This window comes from Afipia dichlorophenoxyacetatis (assembly GCF_055386385.1).
Genome location: NZ_AP029250.1, coordinates 3,456,354 through 3,479,895, shown reverse-complemented (window position 1 = coordinate 3,479,895; position 23,542 = coordinate 3,456,354). Strand labels below are relative to the sequence as shown.

19 protein-coding genes and 1 tRNA gene are annotated in these 23,542 nt (G+C 59.2%); 14 read left to right on the top strand and 6 right to left on the bottom strand.

From position 1 onward, the window contains the following. Positions 1-2: 2 nt before the first annotated feature. A complete protein-coding gene (locus ACZ5C3_RS16370; protein WP_464031303.1) occupies positions 3-905 on the top strand; it encodes a hydroxymethylglutaryl-CoA lyase in 903 nt (300 codons plus the stop codon). Positions 906-923: 18 nt separating this feature from the next. On the opposite strand, the gene ACZ5C3_RS16365 is transcribed toward ACZ5C3_RS16370, so the two are convergent. From ACZ5C3_RS16365 to dctP, 3 genes are read right to left on the bottom strand one after another with little or no spacing between them, the layout of a single operon-like run. Beyond that, complete coding sequence (locus tag ACZ5C3_RS16365) at positions 924-2,282, bottom strand: TRAP transporter large permease (protein WP_464044157.1); 1,359 nt, start codon at positions 2,280-2,282, stop codon at positions 924-926. Next, the gene (locus ACZ5C3_RS16360) at positions 2,279-2,803 is read right to left on the bottom strand and encodes a TRAP transporter small permease (RefSeq protein ID WP_464044788.1); all 525 of its coding nucleotides are present in this window, start codon (positions 2,801-2,803) and stop codon (positions 2,279-2,281) included. The genes ACZ5C3_RS16365 and ACZ5C3_RS16360 overlap by 4 nt, the downstream gene beginning before the upstream one ends. 26 nt (positions 2,804-2,829) lie before the next feature. After that, entirely contained in the window at positions 2,830-3,846 is a 1,017-nt protein-coding gene (gene dctP / locus ACZ5C3_RS16355; RefSeq protein ID WP_464031301.1) for a TRAP transporter substrate-binding protein DctP, read from the bottom strand. A gap of 347 nt (positions 3,847-4,193) precedes the next feature. Between dctP and ACZ5C3_RS16350 the strand changes: the two genes are divergently transcribed. Next, positions 4,194-4,427 (top strand): pentapeptide MXKDX repeat protein, encoded by a 234-nt coding sequence (locus tag ACZ5C3_RS16350; protein ID WP_464031299.1) that lies wholly within the window; start codon positions 4,194-4,196, stop codon positions 4,425-4,427. A gap of 111 nt (positions 4,428-4,538) precedes the next feature. On the opposite strand, the gene ACZ5C3_RS16345 is transcribed toward ACZ5C3_RS16350, so the two are convergent. Next, complete coding sequence (locus tag ACZ5C3_RS16345; protein WP_464031297.1) at positions 4,539-4,883, bottom strand: DUF6481 family protein; 345 nt, start codon at positions 4,881-4,883, stop codon at positions 4,539-4,541. 222 nt (positions 4,884-5,105) lie between these two features. On the opposite strand from ACZ5C3_RS16345, the gene ACZ5C3_RS16340 reads away from it, so the two are divergent. Continuing rightward, the gene (locus ACZ5C3_RS16340; RefSeq protein WP_464031295.1) at positions 5,106-5,552 is read left to right on the top strand and encodes a hypothetical protein; all 447 of its coding nucleotides are present in this window, start codon (positions 5,106-5,108) and stop codon (positions 5,550-5,552) included. Between the two features lie 491 nt (positions 5,553-6,043). Continuing rightward, a complete protein-coding gene (locus ACZ5C3_RS16335; protein ID WP_464031294.1) occupies positions 6,044-6,247 on the top strand; it encodes a cold-shock protein in 204 nt (67 codons plus the stop codon). 61 nt (positions 6,248-6,308) lie between these two features. On the opposite strand, the gene ACZ5C3_RS16330 is transcribed toward ACZ5C3_RS16335, so the two are convergent. Then, positions 6,309-6,602: a hypothetical protein gene (locus tag ACZ5C3_RS16330; protein WP_464031292.1), complete on the bottom strand. Its 294-nt coding sequence runs from the start codon at positions 6,600-6,602 to the stop codon at positions 6,309-6,311. A 154-nt stretch (positions 6,603-6,756) separates the two neighbouring features. Here ACZ5C3_RS16330 and ACZ5C3_RS16325 point away from each other — a divergent pair. The 7 genes from ACZ5C3_RS16325 to ACZ5C3_RS16295 all read left to right on the top strand — a co-directional run bounded on the left by ACZ5C3_RS16325 (position 6,757) and on the right by ACZ5C3_RS16295 (position 18,290). Then, positions 6,757-6,833 (top strand) — tRNA-Arg (locus tag ACZ5C3_RS16325). A gap of 322 nt (positions 6,834-7,155) precedes the next feature. Continuing rightward, positions 7,156-12,378, top strand: coding sequence for an alpha-2-macroglobulin family protein (locus ACZ5C3_RS16320; RefSeq protein WP_464031290.1), 5,223 nt, complete (start codon positions 7,156-7,158; stop codon positions 12,376-12,378). Then, a complete protein-coding gene (gene pbpC / locus ACZ5C3_RS16315) occupies positions 12,375-14,501 on the top strand; it encodes a penicillin-binding protein 1C (protein ID WP_464031288.1) in 2,127 nt (708 codons plus the stop codon). Before ACZ5C3_RS16320 ends, pbpC begins: the two co-directional genes overlap by 4 nt. Positions 14,502-14,551: 50 nt before the next feature. Then, on the top strand, positions 14,552-16,300 hold the full coding sequence (locus tag ACZ5C3_RS16310) for an ArnT family glycosyltransferase (RefSeq protein ID WP_464031287.1): 1,749 nt from the start codon (positions 14,552-14,554) through the stop codon (positions 16,298-16,300). Position 16,301: 1 nt separating this feature from the next. Continuing rightward, positions 16,302-17,147, top strand: coding sequence for a phosphatase PAP2 family protein (locus ACZ5C3_RS16305; RefSeq protein WP_464031285.1), 846 nt, complete (start codon positions 16,302-16,304; stop codon positions 17,145-17,147). A 55-nt stretch (positions 17,148-17,202) separates the two neighbouring features. Then, positions 17,203-17,958, top strand: a complete 756-nt coding sequence (locus ACZ5C3_RS16300; RefSeq protein WP_464031283.1) for a glycosyltransferase family 2 protein — start codon at positions 17,203-17,205, stop codon at positions 17,956-17,958. Beyond that, entirely contained in the window at positions 17,958-18,290 is a 333-nt protein-coding gene (locus tag ACZ5C3_RS16295) for a lipid-A-disaccharide synthase N-terminal domain-containing protein (RefSeq protein WP_464031281.1), read from the top strand. The genes ACZ5C3_RS16300 and ACZ5C3_RS16295 overlap by 1 nt, the downstream gene beginning before the upstream one ends. 7 nt (positions 18,291-18,297) lie before the next feature. On the opposite strand, the gene metC is transcribed toward ACZ5C3_RS16295, so the two are convergent. Continuing rightward, on the bottom strand, positions 18,298-19,500 hold the full coding sequence (metC, locus tag ACZ5C3_RS16290; protein ID WP_464031279.1) for a cystathionine beta-lyase: 1,203 nt from the start codon (positions 19,498-19,500) through the stop codon (positions 18,298-18,300). Positions 19,501-19,743: 243 nt separating this feature from the next. Between metC and ACZ5C3_RS16285 the strand changes: the two genes are divergently transcribed. From ACZ5C3_RS16285 to ACZ5C3_RS16275, 3 genes are read left to right on the top strand one after another with little or no spacing between them, the layout of a single operon-like run. Next, a complete protein-coding gene (locus ACZ5C3_RS16285; protein WP_464031277.1) occupies positions 19,744-20,787 on the top strand; it encodes an amino acid ABC transporter substrate-binding protein in 1,044 nt (347 codons plus the stop codon). A gap of 20 nt (positions 20,788-20,807) precedes the next feature. Next, entirely contained in the window at positions 20,808-22,013 is a 1,206-nt protein-coding gene (locus ACZ5C3_RS16280; RefSeq protein ID WP_464031275.1) for an amino acid ABC transporter permease, read from the top strand. Then, a complete protein-coding gene (locus tag ACZ5C3_RS16275; protein WP_464031274.1) occupies positions 22,010-23,536 on the top strand; it encodes an amino acid ABC transporter permease in 1,527 nt (508 codons plus the stop codon). The genes ACZ5C3_RS16280 and ACZ5C3_RS16275 overlap by 4 nt, the downstream gene beginning before the upstream one ends. Positions 23,537-23,542: the final 6 nt, after the last annotated feature.

Genomic DNA, 23,542 nt, shown 5'->3' with positions numbered 1-23,542 from the left:
TGATGAGTGATCAGGTTCGTATTGTCGAAGTCGGTCCGCGCGACGGACTGCAGAACGAAAAGACGCCGATCACCGTCGAGGCGCGCGTCGCGTTCGTGGAAAATCTGGTCGGCGCTGGTCTGAAGACCGTCGAAGTCGGCAGCTTTGTGTCTCCGAAGGCGATCCCGCAAATGGTCAACTCGGATCAGGTTTTGCGCGCGGTCGATCATCATCCCGGTCACGAATTCCACGTGCTCGTGCCCAATGAAAAAGGCTATGAGGCGGCGAAGGCTGCGGGCGCCAAAGTCATCGCAGTATTTGCCTCCGCGTCGGAAGGGTTTTCCCGTGCGAACATCAACTGCTCGGTGGCGGAATCCATCGAGCGGTTCACGCCCGTCGTTCAACGCGCCAAGGCTGACGGCATCAAGGTGCGCGGCTACGTCTCCTGCGTACTCGGTTGTCCCTATGATGGTGAAGTGAAGCCTTCGACTGTGGCCTCGGTGTCACGAAAGCTTTGGGATCTTGGCTGCTACGAGGTCTCGCTGGGGGACACCATCGGAGTTGGCACGCCCCTTAAAGCACGCCAACTACTGCGCGTCGTCTCCGGCGAAGTCCCGATGGCGTATCTCGGGATGCACTTCCACGACACTTACGGACAGGCGCTGGCCAATCTCTACGCCGGGCTCGAGGAAGGGGCCCGCGTGATCGATTCCGCCGCGGGTGGACTTGGCGGCTGTCCCTATGCGCCGGGTGCCACCGGCAATGTGGCGACCGAAGATGTGGTCTACATGCTGGAGGGCATGGGAATTTCGACGGGCGTTGACATGCAGAAGCTTGTGGCGGCCACCAATGAGATCAGTCGGCTGATCGGCAAGCCACCGGTCAGCCGCGTTGCATCCGCCATCAACGCGAGTCGCCGGTCCTAGTGATCGAGGCGACGGCGGCTATGGGCTGCCGTCAGGCCCCATGATCATGTTCGGGAGCCCTGTGGAGATTTCAGGGAAGAAACACAGCAGCAGCACGGCGAACGCCATCAGCAGCACGAATGGTAGCGTGCCCCAGATCACTTCACTAAGCGGAATGTCGGGCGCGACGTTGCGGATGACAAAGATGTTCAGCCCGACGGGGGGATGGATCAATCCCATCTCCATCACGATAGTCAGTACGATACCGAACCAGATGATGTCGAAGCCCGCGGCGCGAAGCGGCGGGAGAATGATCGGCGCCGTCATCAGAATGATCGAGACCGGCGGCAGAAAGAACCCCAGCACAATCGTCATGCCGAGGATTGCGGCGAGCAGTCCCCATTTTGGCAGGTGCATTGCCACGATGGCGCTTGCTGCCGATTGCGAGATGGTCAGATAGCTCATCACGTAAGAATAGAGTAGCGACATGCCAATGATGAGCATCAGCATCGTCGACTCCCTGATCGTCGATGTCAGGATCGGCGACAGGTCGCTCGGCTTCCACACGCCGTAGATCAGCGCGATCAACAGCAACGCAAGCAAGCCGCCAAGGCCTGCGGTCTCCGAAGGAGTCGCATAGCCGCCGTACAGAGCGATCATTACGCCGGTCAGCAGGATGACGAAGGGCAGTACGCGCGGCAGCGCGCTGAAGCGTTCTGCCATGGTGAAATCGTCGTGGACCAGGATCCAAGATGTGGCGCCGGTCTTCTCATAGGCCTCCTTGGCGGCGGCGTACTCCTTTCGGAAACGGAACACTGCATAGGTGCCGAACAAGGTGACCAGCAACAGGCCAGGGCCGATGCCTGCCAGGAATAGCCGCCCGAGCGATTTCTCGGCAGCAACAGCGAAAAGGATCATCGTGATCGATGGCGGCAGCAGGATGCCAAGCGTGCCTCCCGCGGCGATGATGCCGGCGGCAAAGCCACCCGAATAACCGCGCTTGCGCATTTCGGGAATGCCGGCTGAGCCGATCGCCGAACAGGTTGCTGGGGAAGAGCCGGCCATGGCTGCGAACAGGGCGCAGGCAAAGACATTCGCGACACCGAGCCCGCCAGGAACCTTATGCAGCCACGCATGCAGCGCAGAGTAAAGATCCTGTCCAGCGCGGGATTTTCCGATCGCGGCGCCTTTAAGAATAAACAGCGGAATCGACAGCAGCGTAATCGACGCCATTTCCTCGTAGACGTTCTGCGTCACCGTATCGAGGGAGGCGGATGGCATAAAAATCGCCATGAACACCAGAGCGACAGCGCCAAGCGCGAACGCGATCGGCATGCCTGAAAACATTGCCACGAGGGTGGCCAGCCCGTAGCTGATCCCAATGCCGAGAACACTCATGATCGGTGAGCCTTGCCGAACGATAGAACAATTTGCAGAGCGATCTGCACACAGAGCAGCGTCATGCCCGCGGCCATCAGCGCATAGGGAATTGCCAGCGGCGGGCTCCAGATCGAATTCGAAACCTGGCCATCGACATATGCCTCATGGGTCAGGGTCCATGACTTCCACGCGAAGAACGCGCAGAAGGCGAGACTTGCGATATCCACCAGCGTCAACCGTATCCGGTTCATGCGGGGAGACAGCAGGCCCACGAAAGCCTCGATGCCGATATGGCCGCGTTGGCTTTGCACGAATGCCGATGTCAGGAACGTTCCCCCGACCAGCAGAAACACCGCAGCTTCATCCTGCCAATAGGTTGCCGCTTGAAATAGCGTCCGTGACACTACGCTGTAGCTGAGGATCAGGCACGCGAGAACGAGCGCGAGCGCCGCCAGTACGACGATCACGCGATTGCAGACGGCAAGCGCAAGGGCCAAGCCCGCCACGAGCGGATTGCTCGAGGCGGGCTCGACCGGCATTTGCCGATCATCGACCAGACCGTGCGTCATGCGGCAGCTTCGGACGCCAGCTTCATCAGATTGGCGCAGTTTGCCGTCTTGGCGGAATAGTCCTTCCAGGCCGTATCCCGGGCGATATCGCGCCACTTGCCGACCGTTGCGGCATCCAGCGCGCTGACTTTCGCGCCCGCCTTTTCGTAGACCTTGGCGACTTCGACATCGTCGTCCTGGGCGCCCTTCTTGCCAAAGGCTTCCATGTCGGCGCCGACGGCGAGGATGATGTCCTGATGATTTTTCGGGAGTTTGTCGAAGATCGCCTTCGACATCATCAGCGGTTCGAGCATGAACCAGTAGGATTGGCCCGCACCCGACGTGAGATGCTTGGCGACTTCTTCGAGCCGGAACGAGATCAGGCTGGTCGAAGACGTGATGCCGGCGTCACAGGCACCGGTCTGCATGGCGGCGTAGATTTCGTTGGATGGCACGGACAGCACGGCAGCGCCTGCCGTCTGAAGCACCATGTCCATTTCGCGCGAACCGCCGCGCACCTTCAGACCCTTGGCGTCTTCCGGCGCGACCAGCGGGCGCGTGCGGCTGGCGACGCCGCCTGCCTGCCAGACCCACGAGATCATCACGATGCCTTTGTCGGCAAGGAAATCGGTGAGAGCCTTGCCGACGGGCTTCGTCTTCCAGCCCAAGCCGACGTCATAGGTCGGAACCAAACCCGGCATCAGGCCGATATTGGTTTCGGGCAATTCGCCGCCGGCGTAGGGAAGGGGGTAGAGGCTCATATCGAGCGCGCCCTTGCGCATCGCTGAAAACTGAGCGTTGGTCTTGATCAGGGACGAGCCGGGATAAATCTCGGCGACGATATCCCCGCCGCTGCGCTTGTTCACTTCGGCCGCGAACATGCGTGTAAGCCTGTCGCGGAAATCGCCCTTGTCGACCGTACCGCCCGGAAATTGATGTGAGATCTTCAACGTGGTCGCCGCTTGCGCTGAACTAAAGCGCAGGATAGCCGGCGCGGCGAGCGCTGATGCGAGAACATGACGGCGCGTGAGCATGGAATGTCTCCCTTTGATAAGCTTCTTGGTTTTGAATCCGCGTTGCCCGCGGTTCGGTGCCCGGTTGTAACAGGAACATGATGGGCACGCATGACCAGTGACTTTAGTCATTGGTATAGGTCGTGATCCGATCTTTGCCTATCGCCGTTAAACAATTGGCACGACACCTTTTTTGCTGCATTGCGAGATCGTCCGGGCAGGTGGTCAAAAGAGAACTCCGGGCAGACCCAAATAGTCCCCCTGCTGTTGGCCCGAAAAATTCTCCATACGCGTGTAACGCAGCACAAGTATCGGACGAAGATACTTAGGCGACACCCGTCGTACCAACCTTTTAAGGATGAAATCTCATGGCACGCACCACCCGTATCGCGCTGGGCCTTTCTGCAGCGGTTGTCTCCTTCGGCCTCGCTTTCGCTCCGGCTGCCTTCGCGCAGGACAAGATGTCCAAGGACGGCATGAAGAAAGAAGACGGCATGTCCAAGGACGGCATGGCAAAGGATGGCATGAAGAAGGATGCCATGAAAAAAGAAGACGGAATGAAGCACGACGGCATGATGAAAAAGGACGAGATGAAAAAGTAATCATCCCGTTTAGCGTTTGAAGCAGACCGTTCGGAAGACCGGTCTGCTTCATGGCTGGCAGCGGGAGCATCGTGCTTCTCATCCGGGCTTTTCTGCCGGAATTGCAAAAGCCTATTTTTTTCTGGCCTTGCGCGCAGCGTACCGTGCATCGCGAGCAGCTTTTTGTTCGGCCTCGCGTTCCGCTTCTGCAGCCTCTTTTTCAGCCTTTAGCCGCGCGGCTTCGGCCGCGACCTGCGCTGCCTGTTCCTCTTCACGCGCCTTTTGTTCGGCTTTGGCAGTCTCGCGCGCTAGCCGGGCCTCTTCGCGCTTAGCAGCCAGTTCCTGCCGTTCCGCGGCCCGCTTCAAAACCTCAGGATCATCTGGACCCGGTTTGGCTTTGAACTTTTCGAGAATGTCCTTTCTTGCGTTCCGAGCGGCCGCTTGCCGGTCGAAGAAATTTGGTTCTTTAAATCCCATAGAGGTGAAGTCTTCCTGTCGATCATGTCGTGGTTAGAGGCTTATAGCAGATTTCGGCGAAGGCGCTCATCCAGCGGAAATGCGAAGGATGGATCGCCGTGTCAGCCTTGGTCTAGCGGCACGTTCTTAGCGTGTTCGATCCATATTTCCAATTTGTAATCGGTGGATTTGAACGGCGTGCCACGCCTATGCGACGGATATTCGCATAGACGGAGATTTGCAATGAAACGTTTCCTAATTACGAGTGCAGTGCTTTTGAGCACTCTTGCTAGCGCAAGTGCCGATCAGGTGCGTTTTCACTGGTACGATACGATCAGGCCTCATGGACACGCGCGCAGCGATGCGATCTTTGATAACGCCGTCAATAGCTGCAACCAGAGTGCCGGTGAGCAAGACGTGTCCGTCTCGCCAGCCTTCAAGGCATGCATGCATGGTTTCGGCTATCGCTACATGTATAGCCGTCTTGAACGAACCCCGGCGCCAAAGCGTGACCGCTCAGTTGTGACCTACAACCGGGATTCCCCCGATCCCAATGTCGGATGGCACAATGAGGGCAATGGATTCCGCGTATGTTCGCAGGATTGCGACAATCCCGAAATTCCCGGTTCGGGTTTCACGTGCCGAAACGTTGAGGTCATGGGAATGGCGATGAGGCAGTGCGACAAGTAGTGCACCGGATTTCGACGGAGCATCACCGCGAGAGGACGCCGGAACAAGGTTCAGCTCGGCCGGGCATCGTTGGCCGGCCCGGCCAAACCTTATCCGCCCGATGATGGGGATCAAACCGGCGGCGGAACCTAAATAGCGGAATGATCGAGTGCCACAAGCCTCTGCGGATCACGTTTGAGTGGCGCGCGCAGGCTTGAAAGCCGCCGGTAATCCTTGCGGGCTGCGACGTTTTGCAAGGGGCGATGCGACCTTTTGTTCGCAGGCTGCTCACAGGCCTCGCGATACACTTTCCACTGGAATGCTACTCCCCATCCGTCGTGATCCCATCAGCCGATCACGACGGATTTTTTCGGCCCGTTGAGGAGGAGGGGTGAATCCACTGCGGTTCAAAGCGGCCAATTTGAGAGTGTCGCAATTCGGACGGAATCGATCACCAGCCTGTGAGTCGGCCAAATTGCGGCCATTTGACCAAATGTTGGGGAGGCATTCAGGTGGCAATAGGAACTGTGAAGTGGTTCAACGCAACAAAGGGGTACGGCTTTATCGCTCCGGAAAAAGGCGGCAAGGACGTTTTCGTTCACATCTCGGCGGTGGAAAAAGCCGGGATGTCTGATCTTCGCGAGGGGGCCAAGATCAGCTACGAAATCGTACAAAGCAGGGGCAGAGAGTCAGCGGAGAACTTGCGGGTCGAGTAGCGTCGTCTCGGATCGATTACAATCGATCTTAAACAGCCGTCGGCCGTTGCCCGGCGGCTTTTTAATGTGCGAACTCTGCGCTCAACTGAAGCCATAGCGTCGCAAAAGCAGCCAGATTCAAAATCCCTAAAATCGCGGCGAACCAGCCCGTTCTCGACGATATCGAGAGGGCGAGGGCTGGAAACGTCAGGAAGATAAAGACCGCAGTCAGCGGTACTTCAGCGATCCATTGGAAGCCCGTGCCGTCACCCTGCGGCAGCTTCGAGATCCAGTAGAACGTGTAGATCCAGAACAGCGTGCCGGCGATGCCAGACGCCAAAGCGATGGTGCGCAAGATGGGCGAGTGAATGGTCATGCGATGTGGTCGATCGCTTGGTGTGGGCGGTTCGAGAAGCAGAAGGCGCGTTGCACATGGCTGACGTCAATGAACGCAAATAGCCGTTCATTATCGGCTCTTGGATGGTAGTGAACGACATAAAACGATGTTATGTGATTCCAGGCAGTTATGCGGTCCCATAGCTCAACTGGATAGAGTAGCGGATTTCTACTCCGCGGGTTGCAGGTTCGAGTCCTGCTGGGATCGCCAATTTTTTCAAATACATAGCTGGCTGGTCTCGCCTAAAAGGGCTCAGCGATAATGAGTCCGGCAATCCGGCAGCTCATCGCGACGATAAAAAATGCCACTCCGACTTAGATTTCTTTGAACCATTTCGGGGGACGCCAGACCAACCGGAAAGGCCGCTGTGTGTCTGAGCGGCGTGAGATCAGGTTTCGGAAGATGCCATACGGCTCATCGGGACGTCGTCCAAAATCGGTATGTTCAGTACCTGTAGAGCCTTGAGTCCGTCACGATTCGCGCATTGTCTTTATTTTAGGGCGATTTCAGTTCGCCGGCAGGGAGTTTTCACATGACTGGTCTGGTTCGCGCCTTCACGGTTTGCGCCGCGTTGGCGCTCGGTCTTGTTTCGGCGCAAGCCGCCGACAAAGCTTTCAAGCGTGATGACCTTGCGGACGCAGCCGTCAGGCTTGAGGCTCAGATCAAAACCGAAGCGGGCACTATCAATAAGAGTGCAGCGGCACTCAAATCCGACGCTGAAGCGGCCACCAAGCGGAATGATCTGCGCGCTGCCTTGCAACTGGCTGGGCAGACCGTTGCCATTGCGCCGGAGGACGGCAGCAACTGGCTGCGGCTTGCACGTACGATCGTTCAGGTCCGCCCGACAGACTCGCGGGAACGCACCTTCCTCTATGAGCGCGCTTCCACTGCGGCCTATATCGCATATCAACGCGCAGCCAACGCCAACGACGAAGCCAGCGCGCTTGCGGTGTTGGGCGACGTTCTGGCGGAACGCAAGCTGTGGCGGCCGGCTCTCGACGCCTTGCGCCTGTCGCTCGATCAACGGGAAGCCGCAGACGTGCGCGGCCAATACGAGAAGCTGCGTGACGACCACGGTTTTCGTTTGATGGATTACTCCGTGGATTCGGACTCGGCTTCGCCGCGGGCCTGTTTCCAGTTTTCTGAAGATCTTGCCAAGCGCACGGACTTTGGTCCGTTCCTCTCTCTGTCCAGTACCGACAAGCCGGCCCTGACGTCGGAAGACAAGCAGCTCTGCGTCGAGGGACTCAAGCACGGCGAGCGTTACACCATCAACTTGCGCGCGGGCATGCCGTCGTCCGTTCGTGAATCCCTTCCGAAATCCGCGGAATTCAACATCTACGTGCGCGACCGCAAGCCGTTCGTGCGCTTCACAAGCCGCGCGTATGTGCTGCCCCGCACGGGCCAACGCGGCATTCCATTGGTGAGCGTCAATACGCCGGCGGTGTCGGTGAACATCTTCCGGATCGGCGACCGCAACCTGATCAATTCTGTTCTCGGCAGTGACTTCCAACGCGCGCTGTCGAGCTATGAGTTGTCTGACCTTGGCAATGAGAAGGGCGTCAAGGTCTGGAGCGGCGAAGTCGCAACCGCACCGACGTTGAATGCCGATGTCGTCACCGCTTTCCCGGTCGATCAGGCCGTCGGTGAAATGCAGCCGGGCGTTTACGTGATGACGGCCGCCGCGAAGGGGCCGGGCGCGTCGAACGATGAGGACTCCGGTTCTCTGGCGACCCAGTGGTTCATCGTCTCCGATCTTGGACTGACGGCCTATTCGGGCAACGACGGCATTCACGTTTTCATCAACTCGCTTGCCACCACGGAGCCGACCTCTGGCGCCGAGGTGCGGCTGGTTGCTCGTAACAACGAAATCCTGGCGACAAAGAAGACCGATGCCGCTGGCCATGTCCTGTTCGAAGCAGGGCTTGCGCGCGGCGATGGCGGTCTTTCGCCGGCTTTGTTGTCGGTCAGCGGTGACAAGGGCGACTACGCCTTCCTCAGCCTCAAGTCGAACGCGTTCGATCTGTCGGATCGCGGCGTGTCTGGACGCACGGTTCCTGTCGGTCTTGACGCCTTTGTCTACGCCGAGCGCGGCGTCTACCGCTCAGGCGAGACAGTCTATCTCACTGCACTGCTGCGTGACGGCAAGGGCATTGCTGCGACCGGAACGCCGCTGACGCTGGTGGTTGAGCGTCCCGATGGTGTGGAATTCCGCCGTACAGTCGTTTCTGATCAAGGTGCAGGCGGACACAGCCTGACGTTGCCGCTGAACTCGGCCGTGCCCACCGGCACATGGCGTGTGCGGGCGTTCACCGATCCGAAAGCGCCATCCGTCGGCGAAACTACCTTCATGGTGGAGGACTATGTTGCCGACCGCATCGAATTCACTCTGTCTTCCAAGAGTGAAAAGATCAGCCCTGAAGTTCCTGCGGAATTGCAGGTGGACGGCCGCTTCCTCTACGGCGCTCCGGCGTCGGGCCTTTCCCTCGAAGGCGACATGCTTGTCGCGCCGGCAACAAGCCGCCCCGGTTTTGCGGGCTATCAGTTTGGTGTCGCTGATGAGGAAACCTCAAGCAACGAGCGGACGCCGCTTGAAGATCTTCCGGAGGCTGACGCCAACGGCAAGGCGACGTTCAAGGTGAACCTCGCGAAGGCACCATCATCGACTCGTCCGCAAGAGGCCCAGGTGTTCATCCGCATGGTGGAGACCGGTGGCCGCGCGGTCGAGCGGAAGATCACGATACCGGTTGCGGCGAACGATAACATGATCGGCGTGAAGCCCCTGTTCGACGGCAAGAGCGTTGCGGAAGGCGATCCAGCCAAATTCGACGTGATCTTTGCGTCTCCCGAAGGCAAGACGCTGGCACGCAGCGATCTGCGCTACGAGTTGTTGAAAATTGAGTCTCGCTATCAATGGTATCGTCAGGGATCTTCCTGGGACTATGAGCCGGTTAAAACCACCAAACGGGTGGCGGATGGCAATCTGCCTGTTGCGGCCGACCAGCCGGCGCGTATTCAGGTGTTGCCGGAACCGGGACGCTACCGTCTCGACGTCAAATCCAGCGACGCTGACGGTCCGCTGACATCGGTTCGGTTCGATGTGGGTTGGTATTATTCCGACGGCAGTTCCGATACCCCGGATCTGCTGGAGACGTCGATCGACAAGCCGGAATATCAATCCGGCGACACCATGGTCGTTTCGGTCAACGCGCGGACCGCAGGCAAGTTGACGATCAACGTCCTCGGCGACCGTTTGCTTACGACGCAGAATGTCGACGTCAAAGAAGGCACCAGCAAGGTCAATATTCCAATCGGCAAGGACTGGGGCACGGGTGCCTACGTGGTTGCCACGCTGCGCCGGCCGCTTGACGCTGCAGCTCAGCGCATGCCAGGCCGAGCCATTGGTCTGGAGTGGTTTGGGATCGACCGATCTGAGCGTACGCTCAAAGTCAGCCTCACGCCGCCGGCACTCATTCGTCCCAACTCGACGCTCAAGCTTCCTGTGAAGATCGATGGGCTCAACGCTGGTGAGGATGCGAAAATCGTCGTTGCCGCGGTCGATGTCGGCATTCTCAATCTGACGAACTACAAGCCGCCTGAGCCCGACGAGTATTATCTCGGCCAGCGTAGTTTGACGTCCGAGATCCGCGATCTCTATGGCCAACTCATCGACGGCATGCAGGGTACGCGTGGTCAGATCCGAACGGGTGGTGACTCTGCGAGTGCTGAATTGCAGGGTAGCCCTCCGACGCAGAAGCCGCTGGCGCTGTATTCCGGCATCGTGACGGTTGGTGCTGATGGAAAGGCAGAGATTACGTTCGACATCCCGGAATTTGCCGGTACCGCGCGGCTGATGGCCGTGGCCTGGACGGCGACCAAGGTCGGTCGTGCCAATACAGACGTCACCGTGCGCGACCCGGTGGTGCTGACAGCGACGTTGCCGCGTTTCCTGCTCAACGGCGATCATGGCACGGTGAATTTCGATCTGGATAACGTGGAAGGCGCGGCCGGCGATTACGTCATCAGCGTCAAAACCACAGGACCGGTCAAAGTGAGCGGAAACCCGGCGACGACCATGCGGCTTGCAGCAAAGCAACGCAGCTCCACGGCACTTGCTCTTGATGCCGGCGGAGCCGGGCAGGCGCAGCTCGACGTCAACATCAAGGGACCTGAAGGGCTGACACTCGCGCGCCACTACACGCTCGATGTGAAGCCCGCGACGCAGATCCTTGCGCGCCGCTCAGTGCGCAGTCTGGCGAAAGGGGAAAGCCTGACCCTGACTCCAGACATGTTCAGTGATCTGGTGCAGGGTACGGGCGGCGTACAGCTTTCAGTTGGATTGTCGACAGCTCTCGATGCCGCGACGATCCTGACGGCGCTGGACCGTTATCCGTTCGGGTGCTCCGAACAGATCACCAGCCGCGCAATGCCGCTGTTGTATGTCAACGATCTCGCGGTCGAAGCGCATCTTGCCATGGACACCGCAGTCGATCAGCGCATCAAGGATGCAATCGACCGGTTGCTGGCACGGCAAGGCTCCAATGGATCGTTCGGATTGTGGGCGGCCGGTGGCGACGATGCCTGGCTCGATGCTTACGTGACCGACTTCCTGACGCGAGCCCGCGAGAAAGGGTTTGTGGTGCCTGATGTGTTGTTCAAGACAGCGCTGGACCGCATCCGCAATTCGGTGGTCAACGCCGATGAGCCGGAGAAGGATGGTGGACGCAATCTCGCCTACGGCCTCTATGTGCTGGCGAAGAATGGCACCGCGCCAATTGGCGATCTGCGGTATCTTGCAGACACCAAACTGAAGGACATCGCGACACCGATTGCGAAAGCGCAGCTTGCGGCCGCACTTGCCCTGGTCGGTGACCGGGCGCGGGCAGAGCGTGTGTACGGCGATGCGGTTGAGAGCCTCAATCCGAAACCCGTGCTGCAATTCGGGCGGACCGACTATGGGTCTTCACTGCGCGATGCGGCCGCACTGGTGTCGTTGGCAGGTGAGGGCAATGCGCCACGCCCGACGTTGAATCTTGCGGTTCAGCGCGTTGAGGCGGCGCGCAATCTGACGCCATACACATCGACGCAGGAGAATGCGTGGCTTGTGTTGGCGTCACGTGCTCTGGCCAAGGAGGCGAATACCTTGTCGCTTTCGATCGACGGTCAGCAGGTGAAGACGGCCTTGTATCGCAACTACCGCAGCACGGATTTCGCTGGAAAGACGATCATGTTGACCAACAACGGCGATACGACGGTGCAGGCGGTTATCTCGGTGACAGGGGCTCCGATCACACCTGAGCCTGCCGCCTCGAATGGGTTCAAGCTCGAGCGCAGCTACTTTACGCTCGACGGCAAGCCCACCGATCCATCCAAGGCCAAGCAGAACGATCGCTTCGCCGTGGTGCTCAAGGTCACCGAAGCCAGCCCGCAGTATGGTCAGGTCATGGTGGTCGATTATCTGCCGGCAGGTTTCGAGATCGACAATCCAAAGCTCGTGTCATCCGGCGACAGCGGTACGCTGAACTGGATCGAGGACGGCGTGGAGCCAACGAACTCCGAGTTCCGTGATGATCGCTTCAACGCGGCCTTCGAACGGCACAGCAACGACAAGGCGGTGTTTACCGTGGCTTACATCGTCCGCGCGGTTTCGCCTGGTAAGTATGTGCTGCCGCAGGCCTACGTTGAGGACATGTACAATCCGTCGCGTTACGGTCGTACGGGAACGGGCACCGTCGAGGTTCGCTCAGCAAAATGACAGCACCTGTGACCGAGGCGTCTGAAACCACGAACCATCGCCGCTGGCGATGGTTCAAGGTGGCAGTTGTCCCGATAAGCGCGTTCTGTCTTGTCGCAATCGCAGCTGCGGGCGCCTGGATTGTGTCGTTACCTCCGTTGCCGTTTGCCGAGGCGCATCGTGTCTCGACAACGGTCGTGGATCGCAACGGAAAATTGCTCCGTGCCTTCGCCATGGCCGATGGACGCTGGCGGCTGCCGGCTCAGGCGAAGACGGATGTCGATCCAGGATATCTCAAGCTTCTGTTGGCCTACGAGGATAAGCGCTTCTGGTCGCACCTTGGCGTCGATCCTCTTGCGTTGACGCGAGCTGCGTTCCAGCTCGCGACGCGTGGCCATATCGTCTCCGGCGGCTCGACCATCACCATGCAGCTGGCCCGGTTGATGGAGCCGCGACAGGAGCGATCCGTCGGGGCAAAGGTGCGGCAGGCCTTGCGTGCGCTTCAGATCGAGCGGCAGCTGAGCAAGGACGAGATCTTGGATCTCTATCTCACGCTCGCACCGTTCGGCGGCAACCTTGAAGGGGTTCGTGCGGCCTCGTTCGCATATTTTGGAAAAGAACCGAAACGGCTATCGCTGGCTGAAGCGGCGTTGTTGGTCGCGCTGCCGCAGTCTCCCGAGATGCGCCGTCTTGACCGTCATCCCGAAGCGGCACGCGCGGCGCGCGACCGTGTCATCGCGCGCATGGTGTCGGAAGGGCAGGTCTCGGCGGACGATGCAGACCGTGCAAAGCTTGAACCAGTGCCGCGGCTGCGCAAACCGATGCCGTTCCTTGCGCCACATGCCACCGATCAGTCGCTCGCGGCTTCAAAGGATACACCGCTGATCAAGCTGACCCTGGATTCCAATATCCAGAAGTCGCTTGAGGGACTGGCGCGCGATCGCGCGACGGCATTAGGTCCCGATGTCTCAGTGGGAATTCTGGTGGTCGACAACGAGACCGGTGACGTCCTCGCCCATGTTGGCTCGTCGGACTATTTTGATGTCCGGCGCGCAGGGCAGGTGGACATGACCCGCGCGGTGCGCTCACCAGGATCGACCTTGAAGCCATTCATCTATGGCCTCGCTTTTGAGGATGGTTTTGTGCATCCCGAAAGCCTGATCGAAGATCGCCCGGCCCGTTACGGCAACTACGCGCCTGAGAATTTCGACATGACGTTCCAAGGCACGGTGACGGTTCGTCATGCCTTGCAGATGTCGCTCAACGTTCCGGCGATTGCACTGCTGGATCGCGTGGGAGCGAGCCGGTTGACTGCCCGCATCAGCCAGGCGGGCGGAAGCCTGATCCTGCCCAAGGATGAGGCGCCGGGGCTTGCCATGGGATTGGGTGGTGTCGGCGTGACGCTGAGCGATCTCGTCCGCCTCTATGCAGGTTTGGCTCGACTCGGCAGTAGCGCTCCCTTGCGCGAAATCATCCGCGCCGAGAATCCGCAGGAACCTGAGACCCGGCGCCTGATGGATCCGTCGGCGGCGTGGCTGGTCGGCAATGTTCTGATGGGAACTCCGCCACCAGAGAACGGTCCCCGTAACCGCATCGCTTTCAAGACCGGCACCAGCTACGGCTATCGCGACGCTTGGTCGGTGGGGTTCGACGGTCGCATGACTATTGGCGTTTGGGTCGGTCGGCCAGACGGGGCGCCGGTTCCGGGACTATTGGGCCGTACGGCTGCTGCCCCGATCCTGTTTGATGCCTTCGCCCGGACCGGCAAACTTCCCGCACCTCTTGCAAGGGCGCCCAAGGGCACGCTGATGGCGAGCAACGCCAAACTACCGTTGCCCTTGCGCCGCTTTCGCCCGGCCGGTGATCTCGTCCGGACAGGCAGCGAACAGACGCTCCGCATTCAGTTTCCCCTGAATGGGTCCCGGGTTGATGCCTATGGCGGCGGGGAGGCGAAAGGTTCTCCGCTACCCGTAAAGGTGGCAGGCGGGGTTCTGCCAATGACCATGATGGTTAACGGTATTGCAGTCGGCGGCATCGATAGTCGCCGCCAAAAGCTGGTCGATCCGCCGGGGCCAGGCTTTGCGCGGCTGACCGTGATGGATGCGACTGGCGCGGCGGACACAGTTGTCGTGAGAATTCAGTAGACCCCTTGTAAGCTGTTGTCGGGCTAACGGTTTCAGCGTATGCGGAACCAATGGCTGAAGCACTTCCAAGACCTAGATTTGGCGCACCGCGCGAACCGGCGAAACCGAAGAATCCCGGCAGTGGGCTCGTGCGGGTGGTGGATTTTGCTGTCGGCAGCCATGGACGTGCGGTTGCCTTTTTGGTGCTGGTCGGCCTGCTGTTTTTCTTACCCGGCTTCTTCAACATCCCGCCGGTCGACCGGGACGAGGCCCGGTTTGCTCAGGCCACTAAACAGATGGTCGAGAACGGTGACTTCGTCGACATCCGCTTCCAGGACGAGGTGCGTTACAAGAAGCCAGTCGGCATCTACTGGCTGCAAGCGGCAACGGTTGAAACCGCCTCGAAACTTGGTTTGCCGCGCGCCCAGGTTCGTATCTGGCTCTATCGCGTTCCGTCCCTGATCGGAGCCATCGGCGCAGTTTTGCTGACATACTGGACTGCACTGGCCTTCGTCACGCGGCGCGGCGCGTTGCTCGCCGCCCTCATGATGTGCAGCTCAATTCTGCTAGGGGTCGAAGCGCGTCTCGCCAAGACCGACGCGATGCTGTTGCTTACGACGACGGCCGTCATGGGCGCATTGGCTCACATTTATCTCGCGTGGCAGCGCGGGGATGACTCGCCGCGTCCATCATGGGCGCTGCCGGCGATTTTCTGGACCGGTATGGCGGGTGGAATCCTGCTTAAGGGGCCACTCATCCTCATGTTTGTTGTGCTGACGATCGGCACGCTCGCGATACTCGATCGATCAGCCGCGTGGCTCTGGCGGCTGCGTCCCCTGTGGGGATTGATATGGATGCTCGTGCTGGTGCTGCCGTGGTTTGTGGCGATCTTCCTGAAAGCCGGCGACACCTTCTTCGCTGACTCGCTCGGCAGCGACATGCTGAGCAAGGTCGCGAGCCCGCAGGAGTCCCATGGCGCTCCGCCCGGATTGTACTTCGTGCTGTTCTGGGTGACGTTCTGGCCCGGTTCTGCGCTGGCTGGCATGGCTGCGCCGGCGATCTGGCGTGCGCGTCGCGAGCCCGGTGCGCAGTATCTGCTCGCGTGGCTGGTGCCATCGTGGATTATTTTTGAGCTCGTGATGACCAAGCTGCCGCATTATGTGCTGCCGCTTTATCCCGCCATTGCCATCCTGATTGCCGGCGCGCTCGAGCGGCGCGTGTTGTCGCGCACGCCGTGGATTGTTCGTGGTTCAGCGTGGTGGTTCGCCTTGCCGCTGATCATGACGGTCGCTTCGATCGTTGGTGCGATGGTTCTTTTGCGGCAGCCGGAATTCCTCGCTTGGCCGTTTGCCGCGGGTGCGCTGATCTTCGGGCTGTTTGCCTGGTGGCTGTACGACGACTATCAGGCAGAACGTTCCATTTTGAACGCGGTTGGGGCGTCGTGGTTTCTGGCTGTCTGCGTTTACGGTGTCGTTCTTCCGTCGCTGACGCCGATGTTTCCGAGCGTGCAGATTGCCCGTGCGCTTCGCAACGTTGAATGCGTCGGTCCTGCGGCGGCGGCTGCGGGATTCCAGGAACCGAGCCTCGTGTTCATGGTGGGGACTTCGACCCTTTTGACCAATGGTTCCGGCGCCGCCGACTTCCTACTGCAAGGCAGTTGTCGTTTTGCGCTCGTCGAGTGGCGCGAAGAACGCGCCTTTGCACAGCGCGCTGAAGCGATCGGGCTGCGCTACAACGTTGCCACGCGGATCGACGGCTACAATATCTCGCAAGGTCGCGCGATCTCTGTTGCGGTCTTCCGTTCCGAGGGTACGGAATAAGATGCCGCTTGGAACAAGCGCGTCACCGCCCGCGAACTATGTCGCGCAAGTCGGTTGGGTCGTCTGGCAATCGATCGCACGACTGTTCGATGCGCCGTCGCATTCACGCTGTGCTGAAGCGCGCCGCGCTTTGGCTTTGCGCTGGGTATGGTTGTGCGCGGGTGCCGCGCTCGTTATCGGAGTGCTGATGTTCGCGATCGATGTCGCGACCATTAAGTTGATGCCGCCGCGCGGGACTGCGAGCCTTTGGCCGGTGCGGATTTTCACCGACTTTGCCAAATCGACTTATGTGCTTTGGGTGCTGGCTGGTGGGCTCGCACTTATCGCGCTCAGTCTGCCGCGGCTCCGCGGCGTATCGCGGGCAATCCTGATCGGGTTTGGCTTGCGCGTTCAGTACATATTTTTTGCGGTACTGATTGCAGTGCTCGCCAGTGAAGTTCTCAAGTTCATCGTCGGCCGCGGCCGTCCGTTTGTCGGCGGCGAGGCCAATGCCTTTAACTTTAAGCATTTCACCGAGAGTGAGGCCTTTGCGAGCCTGCCCTCCGGTCATGCCGTGACGGCGTTCGCCCTTGCTTTTGCGGTCTCGTCGATTTGGCGTAAAGCCGGTCCCTTTATGTGGACATTCGCGGTGTTGATCTGTTGTAGCCGCGTCATTCTGCTTGCGCACCATCCAAGTGATGTGGTTGCCGGCGCCTTGACCGGTGTTATTGGCGCCATGTTCGTTCGTTATTGGTTCGCGGCCCGCCGGCTCGGTTTCACGATCGACCGGAACGGCGCCATCGCCCCCCTGGCAGGACCTTCCTGGCAGGGGCTGAAAAGGGTTGCCCGGGGCGCTGCGGCACCATAAGAAGCGTCGCCCGACTGCCTTTCGTGGCTTTTCAGGGCCTTGGATCCATCAGGACATGAGCGATCATCTACCAGTCTCCGGCGAGCCGGCCCCTGTCGTTTCGATTGTGGTTCCGGTCCGCAATGAACAGGACAATATCGTACCGCTGATCGCAGAAATTGCGAAAGCGCTCGATGGCGGCTGGGCTTACGAGATCATCTACGTCAATGACGGATCGACTGATGCCACCGCCGAGCGCCTTTCTGTTGAAATGCAAACACGGAAAAATCTACGCCACATTCGGCATGCAGCATCCTCAGGGCAATCCGCTGCGGTACGGACCGGCGTGCGCGCTGCGCGCGGCCGAGTTGTGGCAACGCTTGATGGTGATGGACAAAACAACCCGGCGTTTCTGCCCGAATTACTCGCTGCCATTGAAAAGGGCGGTGAGCGCATTGGTCTTGCCGCGGGCCAGCGTGTCGGCCGTAAGGATACGGGATTTAAAAAGTTTCAGTCACGCGTGGCAAACGGCATTCGCAATGCGATCCTGCATGACGGGACCCGCGACACTGGTTGCGGCCTAAAGGCATTTCGGCGCGAGGTCTTTTTGGCGTTGCCGTACTTTGATGGCTTGCATCGTTTCTTGCCCGCTTTGGTTCGCCGTGAGGGGTTCGAGGTCGCCTATGTGGATGTGATCGATCGGCCGCGGCACTCGGGCGTGTCAAATTACGGTTTCTTCGATCGTCTTTGGATCGGGATCATGGATCTCGCTGGTGTGTGGTGGCTCATCCGCCGCAAGAAGACGACGCCAGTGGCAACGGAGGTGAACTGATGTTCATCCACATCGGACAGCAACTCGGTGACTATCTGTACGATGTCTTCGTTGCCAAGTTTGATTTCTGGCTCGCCTTCGGCCTCGTTGCGCAGTTGCTGTTTACCGCACGCTTTCTGGTGCAATGGATTTCCAGCGAGCGCGCCGGCAAGAGCGTGGTGCCGATGGCGTTCTGGTTCTTTTCGATGGGCGGCGGTGCGATGACACTGATTTATGGCCTCGCCAAGCGCGAGCCTGTCATCATCATCGGACAAGGCCTGGCCACCATCATCTACCTTCGGAACATCATGTTGATCCTGAAGGACAGGCGCACCAGCAAGAGCAGCGCCTGAAATAAGGTCAATTCCCCGCGACGGCATTAAAGGCGGCGAAGCCCGAGACGAGATCTGCCTTCAGATCTTCGACGTGCTCAAGGCCGATGTGAAGGCGCAATGTCGGGCCACCCGGATTCCACTTTGTCGCCGTGCGATAGTCCGTGCAGTCGAACGGAATGACCAGGCTTTCGTATCCGCCCCACGAATAGCCCATGCCGAATAATTGGACGGTGTCGAGAAATGCATCGACAGCCTGCTGAGGCGCGGGCTTCAGCACAATGCTAAACAAGCCGGAAGCGCCTGTAAAATCCCGCTTCCATATTGCATGGCCTGGATCGCTTTCGAGTGCCGGATGCAGTACGCGCTGCACTTCGGGCCGCTCGGCAAGCCACCGCGCTATTTCCAGCCCGGACTTCTGATGATGAGCGAGGCGCACGGCAAGTGTTCGCAGTCCACGGAGCGCCAGGAAAACGTCATCGGGGCCCGCGCAGACACCAAGCAGGTAGATCGCTTCAGAGATGGCCGGCCATGTCTGCGCGTTGGCCGAAATCGTACCGAACATGATGTCGGAGTGACCGCCGATATATTTCGTGGCCGCCTGAAGACTGATGTCGACGCCTTGATCCAGCGAGCGGTGAAAGAACGGCGTCGCCCAAGTGTTGTCGTCAATAACAAGCGCATTTTTGCGATGTGCGACAGCCGCAATGGCCGGGATATCCGGCATTTCGAAGGATTGCGAGCCTGGAGCTTCGACCAGGACCGCCTTTGTGTTCGGCTTGAACAGGGCCTCGATGCCTGCACCGATCAATGGATCGAAGTAGGTCGTCTCGACACCAAACCGCTTGAGCACGCCGTTGCAAAAGTTTCGCGTTGGGCGATAGACGCTGTCGATCACCAACAGGTGATCGCCGGCCTTGAGGACTGCAAGCAGCGCCGTCGAAATGGACGCGACGCCGGATGGCGTTAAGCCGACACCCGCACATTGGGGACCTTCCAACGCCATCAGCGCCTCCTGCAGCGCCTTGGTCGTTGGCGTCCCTAGGCGGCCGTACTGGAACTCGCCGCGATGGGCGTGCAAGTCCTCCGCCGTGGGATACAGCACGGTCGATCCGCGCACGATCGGAGGGTTAATGAATCCCTTTTGTGCCACTGTGTCGCGGCCGGATGTCACAAGCTCGGTTCGCGGATCGAGTGGTTTGGAGGAGGGGGCGTCTTTTGGAGGCTTCATGGGATAATCATTGCCGAGGGGACTGCAGAAGTGTCGCAGTAAATCTACAGCGGAATGCTGTATTCAGGTGGATAGCTTAGTAAGCTGGCACCGATAGCGGACGTCAAGCCCTTGACCCGCCGGGCCGGGCGTTCTGTTATATATGCCAGATATTTAGCACCATTCGTGCGCCTCGGTGGATCGCTGACCTCTCGCGTGACGCTTATCAGCTCTGGCGCCGGCGTATCAGTGAAAGGCAGTTCGATGAAACGGGTATCGTTTGGCTTCATTCTCGGTCTCGTAGCGACTGCGACGCTTTCTACCGCCCAGGCTCAGTCTCCGGACAAGCCCAAAGAGAAGCCTCTTCTGCAGACCATTAAAGAAAGAGGGACTTTGTCCTGCGGTGTCAGCCAGGGGCTACCAGGTTTTTCTGCTCCCGATGACAAGGGGAATTGGACCGGGCTGGACGTCGATATCTGTCGCGCGCTTGCGGCGGCGATTTTCAACGATCCCACCAAGGTGAAATTTGTTCCGCTATCCGCCAAGGACAGGTTTACAGCTCTGCAGTCTGGCGAAATCGACGTTTTGTCGCGCAATTCGACGTGGACGTTGTCACGGGATACCTCCCTGGGATTGAACTATACCGGTGTCACTTATTACGACGGGCAGGGCTTCCTCGTCCGCAAGTCACTCAAGGTCAACTCGGCGCTGGAGCTGAACAGCGCATCGATCTGTGTCCAGACCGGCACGACGAACGAGCAGAACATCGCGGATTACTTCAAAGCCAACAACATGAAGTACGAGATGATCGCGTTCGGGACAGCGGATGAAACGGTTAAGGCGTACGAATCGGGACGGTGCGATGTGTTCACGTCCGACGTTTCACAGCTCTATGCCGAGCGCCTCAAGTTGGCGGTTCCCAATGATCACGTCGTGCTACCCGACATTATTTCGAAGGAGCCGTTGGGGCCGGTCGTGCGACAGGGCGATGACCAGTGGTTCGACATCGTCAAATGGACGTTGTTTGCGATGATCAACGCCGAGGAGCTGGCGGTCACGCAGAAGAACGTCGATGAAATGGCGAAGTCCAGCAAGCCTGAATTGAAGCGTATGTTCGGCACGGATGGTAGCCTCGGCGAGCAGCTCGGTTTGACGAAAGATTGGGTGATCCGGATCATCAAGGCCACCGGCAATTACGGCGAGTCATTTGACCGCAACGTCGGCGCGGGATCGAAACTCGGAATTGCCCGCGGGCTTAACAAGCTCTGGAACCAAGGCGGTATCCAATACGCGCCTCCTATCCGTTGACAGCAACATCAGAGACGGCAATGACCGGTGAAGCACGAAAGCCGCCGCTGCGTTTGGCAGCGCGGCTTCGTCGCGTTCTGGGTGGTAGCGCGGGATGGCGTGGCATTCTTGTCCAGCTTTTGTTTGTCGCTGTCATCATTTGGCTGGGGTATGAAGTCGTCGAGAATGCACGCGCCAACCTGCAAGCGCAGCGCATCGCCTCCGGCTTCGGATTCCTGTCGAATACGGCCGGATTTAGCGTCAGTCAGACGCTGATTCCGTATTCCGAAAGCGACACCTACAGCCGCGTATTCCTCGTCGGTCTGCTCAACACGCTGCTGGTTTCGGTTATTGGCATCATCGCCGCGACGATCATCGGCGTGCTTGTTGCACTCGGACGGTTGTCGCCGAACTGGTTGCTGTCCCGGATCTCGGAAGGATATGTCGAGCTCATCCGCAATCTGCCGCTGCTGTTTCAAATCCTGTTTTGGTATCTGGCGGTGCTGGCGGCATTGCCGAGCCCGCGGCAAAGCATCTCGTTATTCGACACCATCTTCCTGAGTGTCCGTGGACTCATCGTTCCCTATCCCGTTCCGCAACAGGCTTTCGGCGTATTTTTTGTTGCGGTTGTGATCGGGGTGGTCGCATCGCTAGCCATGCGCATCTATGCCCGTCGGCGGCTGTTCAAGACCGGTCAAAAGCTCATAATCTGGCCTTTTGTTGTGCTTCTGGTGTTGGGGTTGCCCGCGCTCTCCGCGCTGTTTCTCGGTGCGCCGGTGAAGCTGGATATGCCGGAGTTGAAGGGGTTCAATTTCGTCGGAGGAATGCCGATCCGTCCCGAGTTGGCGGCCTTGGCGGTGGCACTCTCGACTTACACCGCCGCGTTCATCGCCGAGATTGTTCGCGCCGGCATCCAGTCCGTGCCTAAGGGGCAAATGGAGGCGGGCGCCTCGCTTGGCTTGTCGCGCGGTGCGACACTGCGCCTTGTGATCATCCCGCAGGCGTTGCGGGTCATTTTGCCGCCGCTGACAAATCAGTACTTGAATCTCACCAAGAACTCGTCCTTGGCCGTCGCTATCGGCTATCCCGATCTATTCTCCGTCTTCGCCGGCACGACACTGAGCCAGACAGGGCAGGCTGTCGAAATCATCGCATTGACGATGGGTGTGTACCTGCTGATCTCGCTGGTCACGAGCGCCATCATGGGGCTCTACGGCAGGCATGTGAACCGGAGCCTTGCGGCATGACGGATCAGCTCACATCCTCATTCGTGCGCGAGACGTTGGTTGAGTCGCGCAAAGCGCCGATCAAGACTGTCGGCATTATCGGCTTTGTCCGCCAACGCCTGCTCAATTCACCGCTTAACATTGCGCTGACTGTTGCGAGCTTTGCGTTTCTCGCATTGACGATCACACCGACGGTCAAGTTCTTGCTAGTCGACGCCGTATGGCACGGTAACGATCGATCGGCATGTCTGGAGGCCAACGCCGGTCACGTCGTCGGTGCGTGCTGGCCGTTTGTCCAGGCCAAGTTCGAACAGTTCATTTACGGCTTTTACCCTCAAGCCGAGCGCTGGCGGGTCAACCTGACGTTCCTTCTTGGCGCTCTGCTGCTCGCGCCGCTGCTCATTCCGCGCGTGCCGGCCAAGGCGCTGAACTCCGGTCTGTTCTTTCTTGCGTATCCGGTTGTCGCTTTCTTTCTGCTGCGGGGTGGAGGAATTCGCGGCTTCGTCGTGAATTGGAGCGCTGACCTGGGCTCGGGCCTTGCCACGAGTTTCCAGGATGCTGGCAGCCAACTTGCCCGGGTCGGTGAGGCAATGACGGGCGGATTGGGCTGGCCGGTTACGGTTTTGGGAAGAGCGGTCGCGCTATTCGGACAGGCGCTTGGCTGGGTGATCCTGCCGCTCGAATGGCTGCGGGACTATACGCAACGCTTTGCCGCGACCATTTGGGTCGATTTTGCGTTGACCGCGGTGATTGTTTCGCTACTGGCGTTTTTCCTGACCGGAGGATTTCGCAACGGCTGGCGCGCGCTGTCGCGGAGCGCTGCAATTTTTGCCGGTATCGCCGTGGTGATCAAGGTGATGGATCTCGACCATGGGGGCCTGCCGATTGTCGATACGCGGCAATGGGGTGGGTTGCTGGTCACCCTTGTGGTCTCCCTGACGGGAATTGTTGCCTCGATGCCGGTTGGGATCGCGCTGGCGCTAGGGCGACGCTCGACCATCCCGCTGATCAAAGTGTTCTCGATTACATTCATCGAATTCTGGCGCGGCGTCCCGCTGATCACGGTGCTGTTCTTCGCGACCTACATGCTGCCGCTGTTTCTGCCGGGGAATTTTACAGTCGATGGGCTCGTGCGCGTGCTGATCGGCATTGCCTTGTTCGCGGGCGCCTACAACGCTGAAGTTATCCGCGGAGGCTTGCAAGCCATTCCGCGCGGTCAGGCAGAAGCGGCCAGTGCGCTTGGGCTGTCATACTGGAAAACCACGGGATTGATCGTGATGCCGCAAGCCTTGCGGCATGTTATTCCGGGATTGGTGAACAGCTTCATCGCTTTGTTCAAGGATACGACGCTTGTCTTGATCGTTGCGATTTTCGATTTGCTTGGCCAGCTTCGCGCGTCTTTCGCCGATCCGAACTGGGCGACGCCGACAACGTTGTTCACCGGGTTCGCCTTTACCGGGATAATCTACTTCGTGTTCTGTTTTGGTATGTCGCGCTATTCGTTGTTCGTCGAGCGGCGGCTGAATGCTCACAAGAATGTCTGAGATGAA

Coding starts and splice junctions, on each gene's coding strand:
- ACZ5C3_RS16350 (WP_464031299.1), top strand. CDS start 4,194: ATGGCACGCACCACCCGTATCGCGCTGGGCCTTTCTGCAGCGGTTGTC.
- metC (WP_464031279.1), bottom strand. CDS start 19,500: ATGAAGCCTCCAAAAGACGCCCCCTCCTCCAAACCACTCGATCCGCGA.
- ACZ5C3_RS16275 (WP_464031274.1), top strand. CDS start 22,010: ATGACGGATCAGCTCACATCCTCATTCGTGCGCGAGACGTTGGTTGAG.
- ACZ5C3_RS16340 (WP_464031295.1), top strand. CDS start 5,106: ATGAAACGTTTCCTAATTACGAGTGCAGTGCTTTTGAGCACTCTTGCT.
- ACZ5C3_RS16310 (WP_464031287.1), top strand. CDS start 14,552: ATGGCTGAAGCACTTCCAAGACCTAGATTTGGCGCACCGCGCGAACCG.
- ACZ5C3_RS16370 (WP_464031303.1), top strand. CDS start 3: ATGAGTGATCAGGTTCGTATTGTCGAAGTCGGTCCGCGCGACGGACTG.
- ACZ5C3_RS16345 (WP_464031297.1), bottom strand. CDS start 4,883: ATGGGATTTAAAGAACCAAATTTCTTCGACCGGCAAGCGGCCGCTCGG.
- dctP (WP_464031301.1), bottom strand. CDS start 3,846: ATGCTCACGCGCCGTCATGTTCTCGCATCAGCGCTCGCCGCGCCGGCT.
- ACZ5C3_RS16285 (WP_464031277.1), top strand. CDS start 19,744: ATGAAACGGGTATCGTTTGGCTTCATTCTCGGTCTCGTAGCGACTGCG.
- ACZ5C3_RS16330 (WP_464031292.1), bottom strand. CDS start 6,602: ATGACCATTCACTCGCCCATCTTGCGCACCATCGCTTTGGCGTCTGGC.
- ACZ5C3_RS16295 (WP_464031281.1), top strand. CDS start 17,958: ATGTTCATCCACATCGGACAGCAACTCGGTGACTATCTGTACGATGTC.
- ACZ5C3_RS16365 (WP_464044157.1), bottom strand. CDS start 2,282: ATGAGTGTTCTCGGCATTGGGATCAGCTACGGGCTGGCCACCCTCGTG.
- ACZ5C3_RS16280 (WP_464031275.1), top strand. CDS start 20,808: ATGACCGGTGAAGCACGAAAGCCGCCGCTGCGTTTGGCAGCGCGGCTT.
- ACZ5C3_RS16320 (WP_464031290.1), top strand. CDS start 7,156: ATGACTGGTCTGGTTCGCGCCTTCACGGTTTGCGCCGCGTTGGCGCTC.
- ACZ5C3_RS16305 (WP_464031285.1), top strand. CDS start 16,302: ATGCCGCTTGGAACAAGCGCGTCACCGCCCGCGAACTATGTCGCGCAA.
- ACZ5C3_RS16360 (WP_464044788.1), bottom strand. CDS start 2,803: ATGCCGGTCGAGCCCGCCTCGAGCAATCCGCTCGTGGCGGGCTTGGCC.
- ACZ5C3_RS16300 (WP_464031283.1), top strand. CDS start 17,203: ATGAGCGATCATCTACCAGTCTCCGGCGAGCCGGCCCCTGTCGTTTCG.
- pbpC (WP_464031288.1), top strand. CDS start 12,375: ATGACAGCACCTGTGACCGAGGCGTCTGAAACCACGAACCATCGCCGC.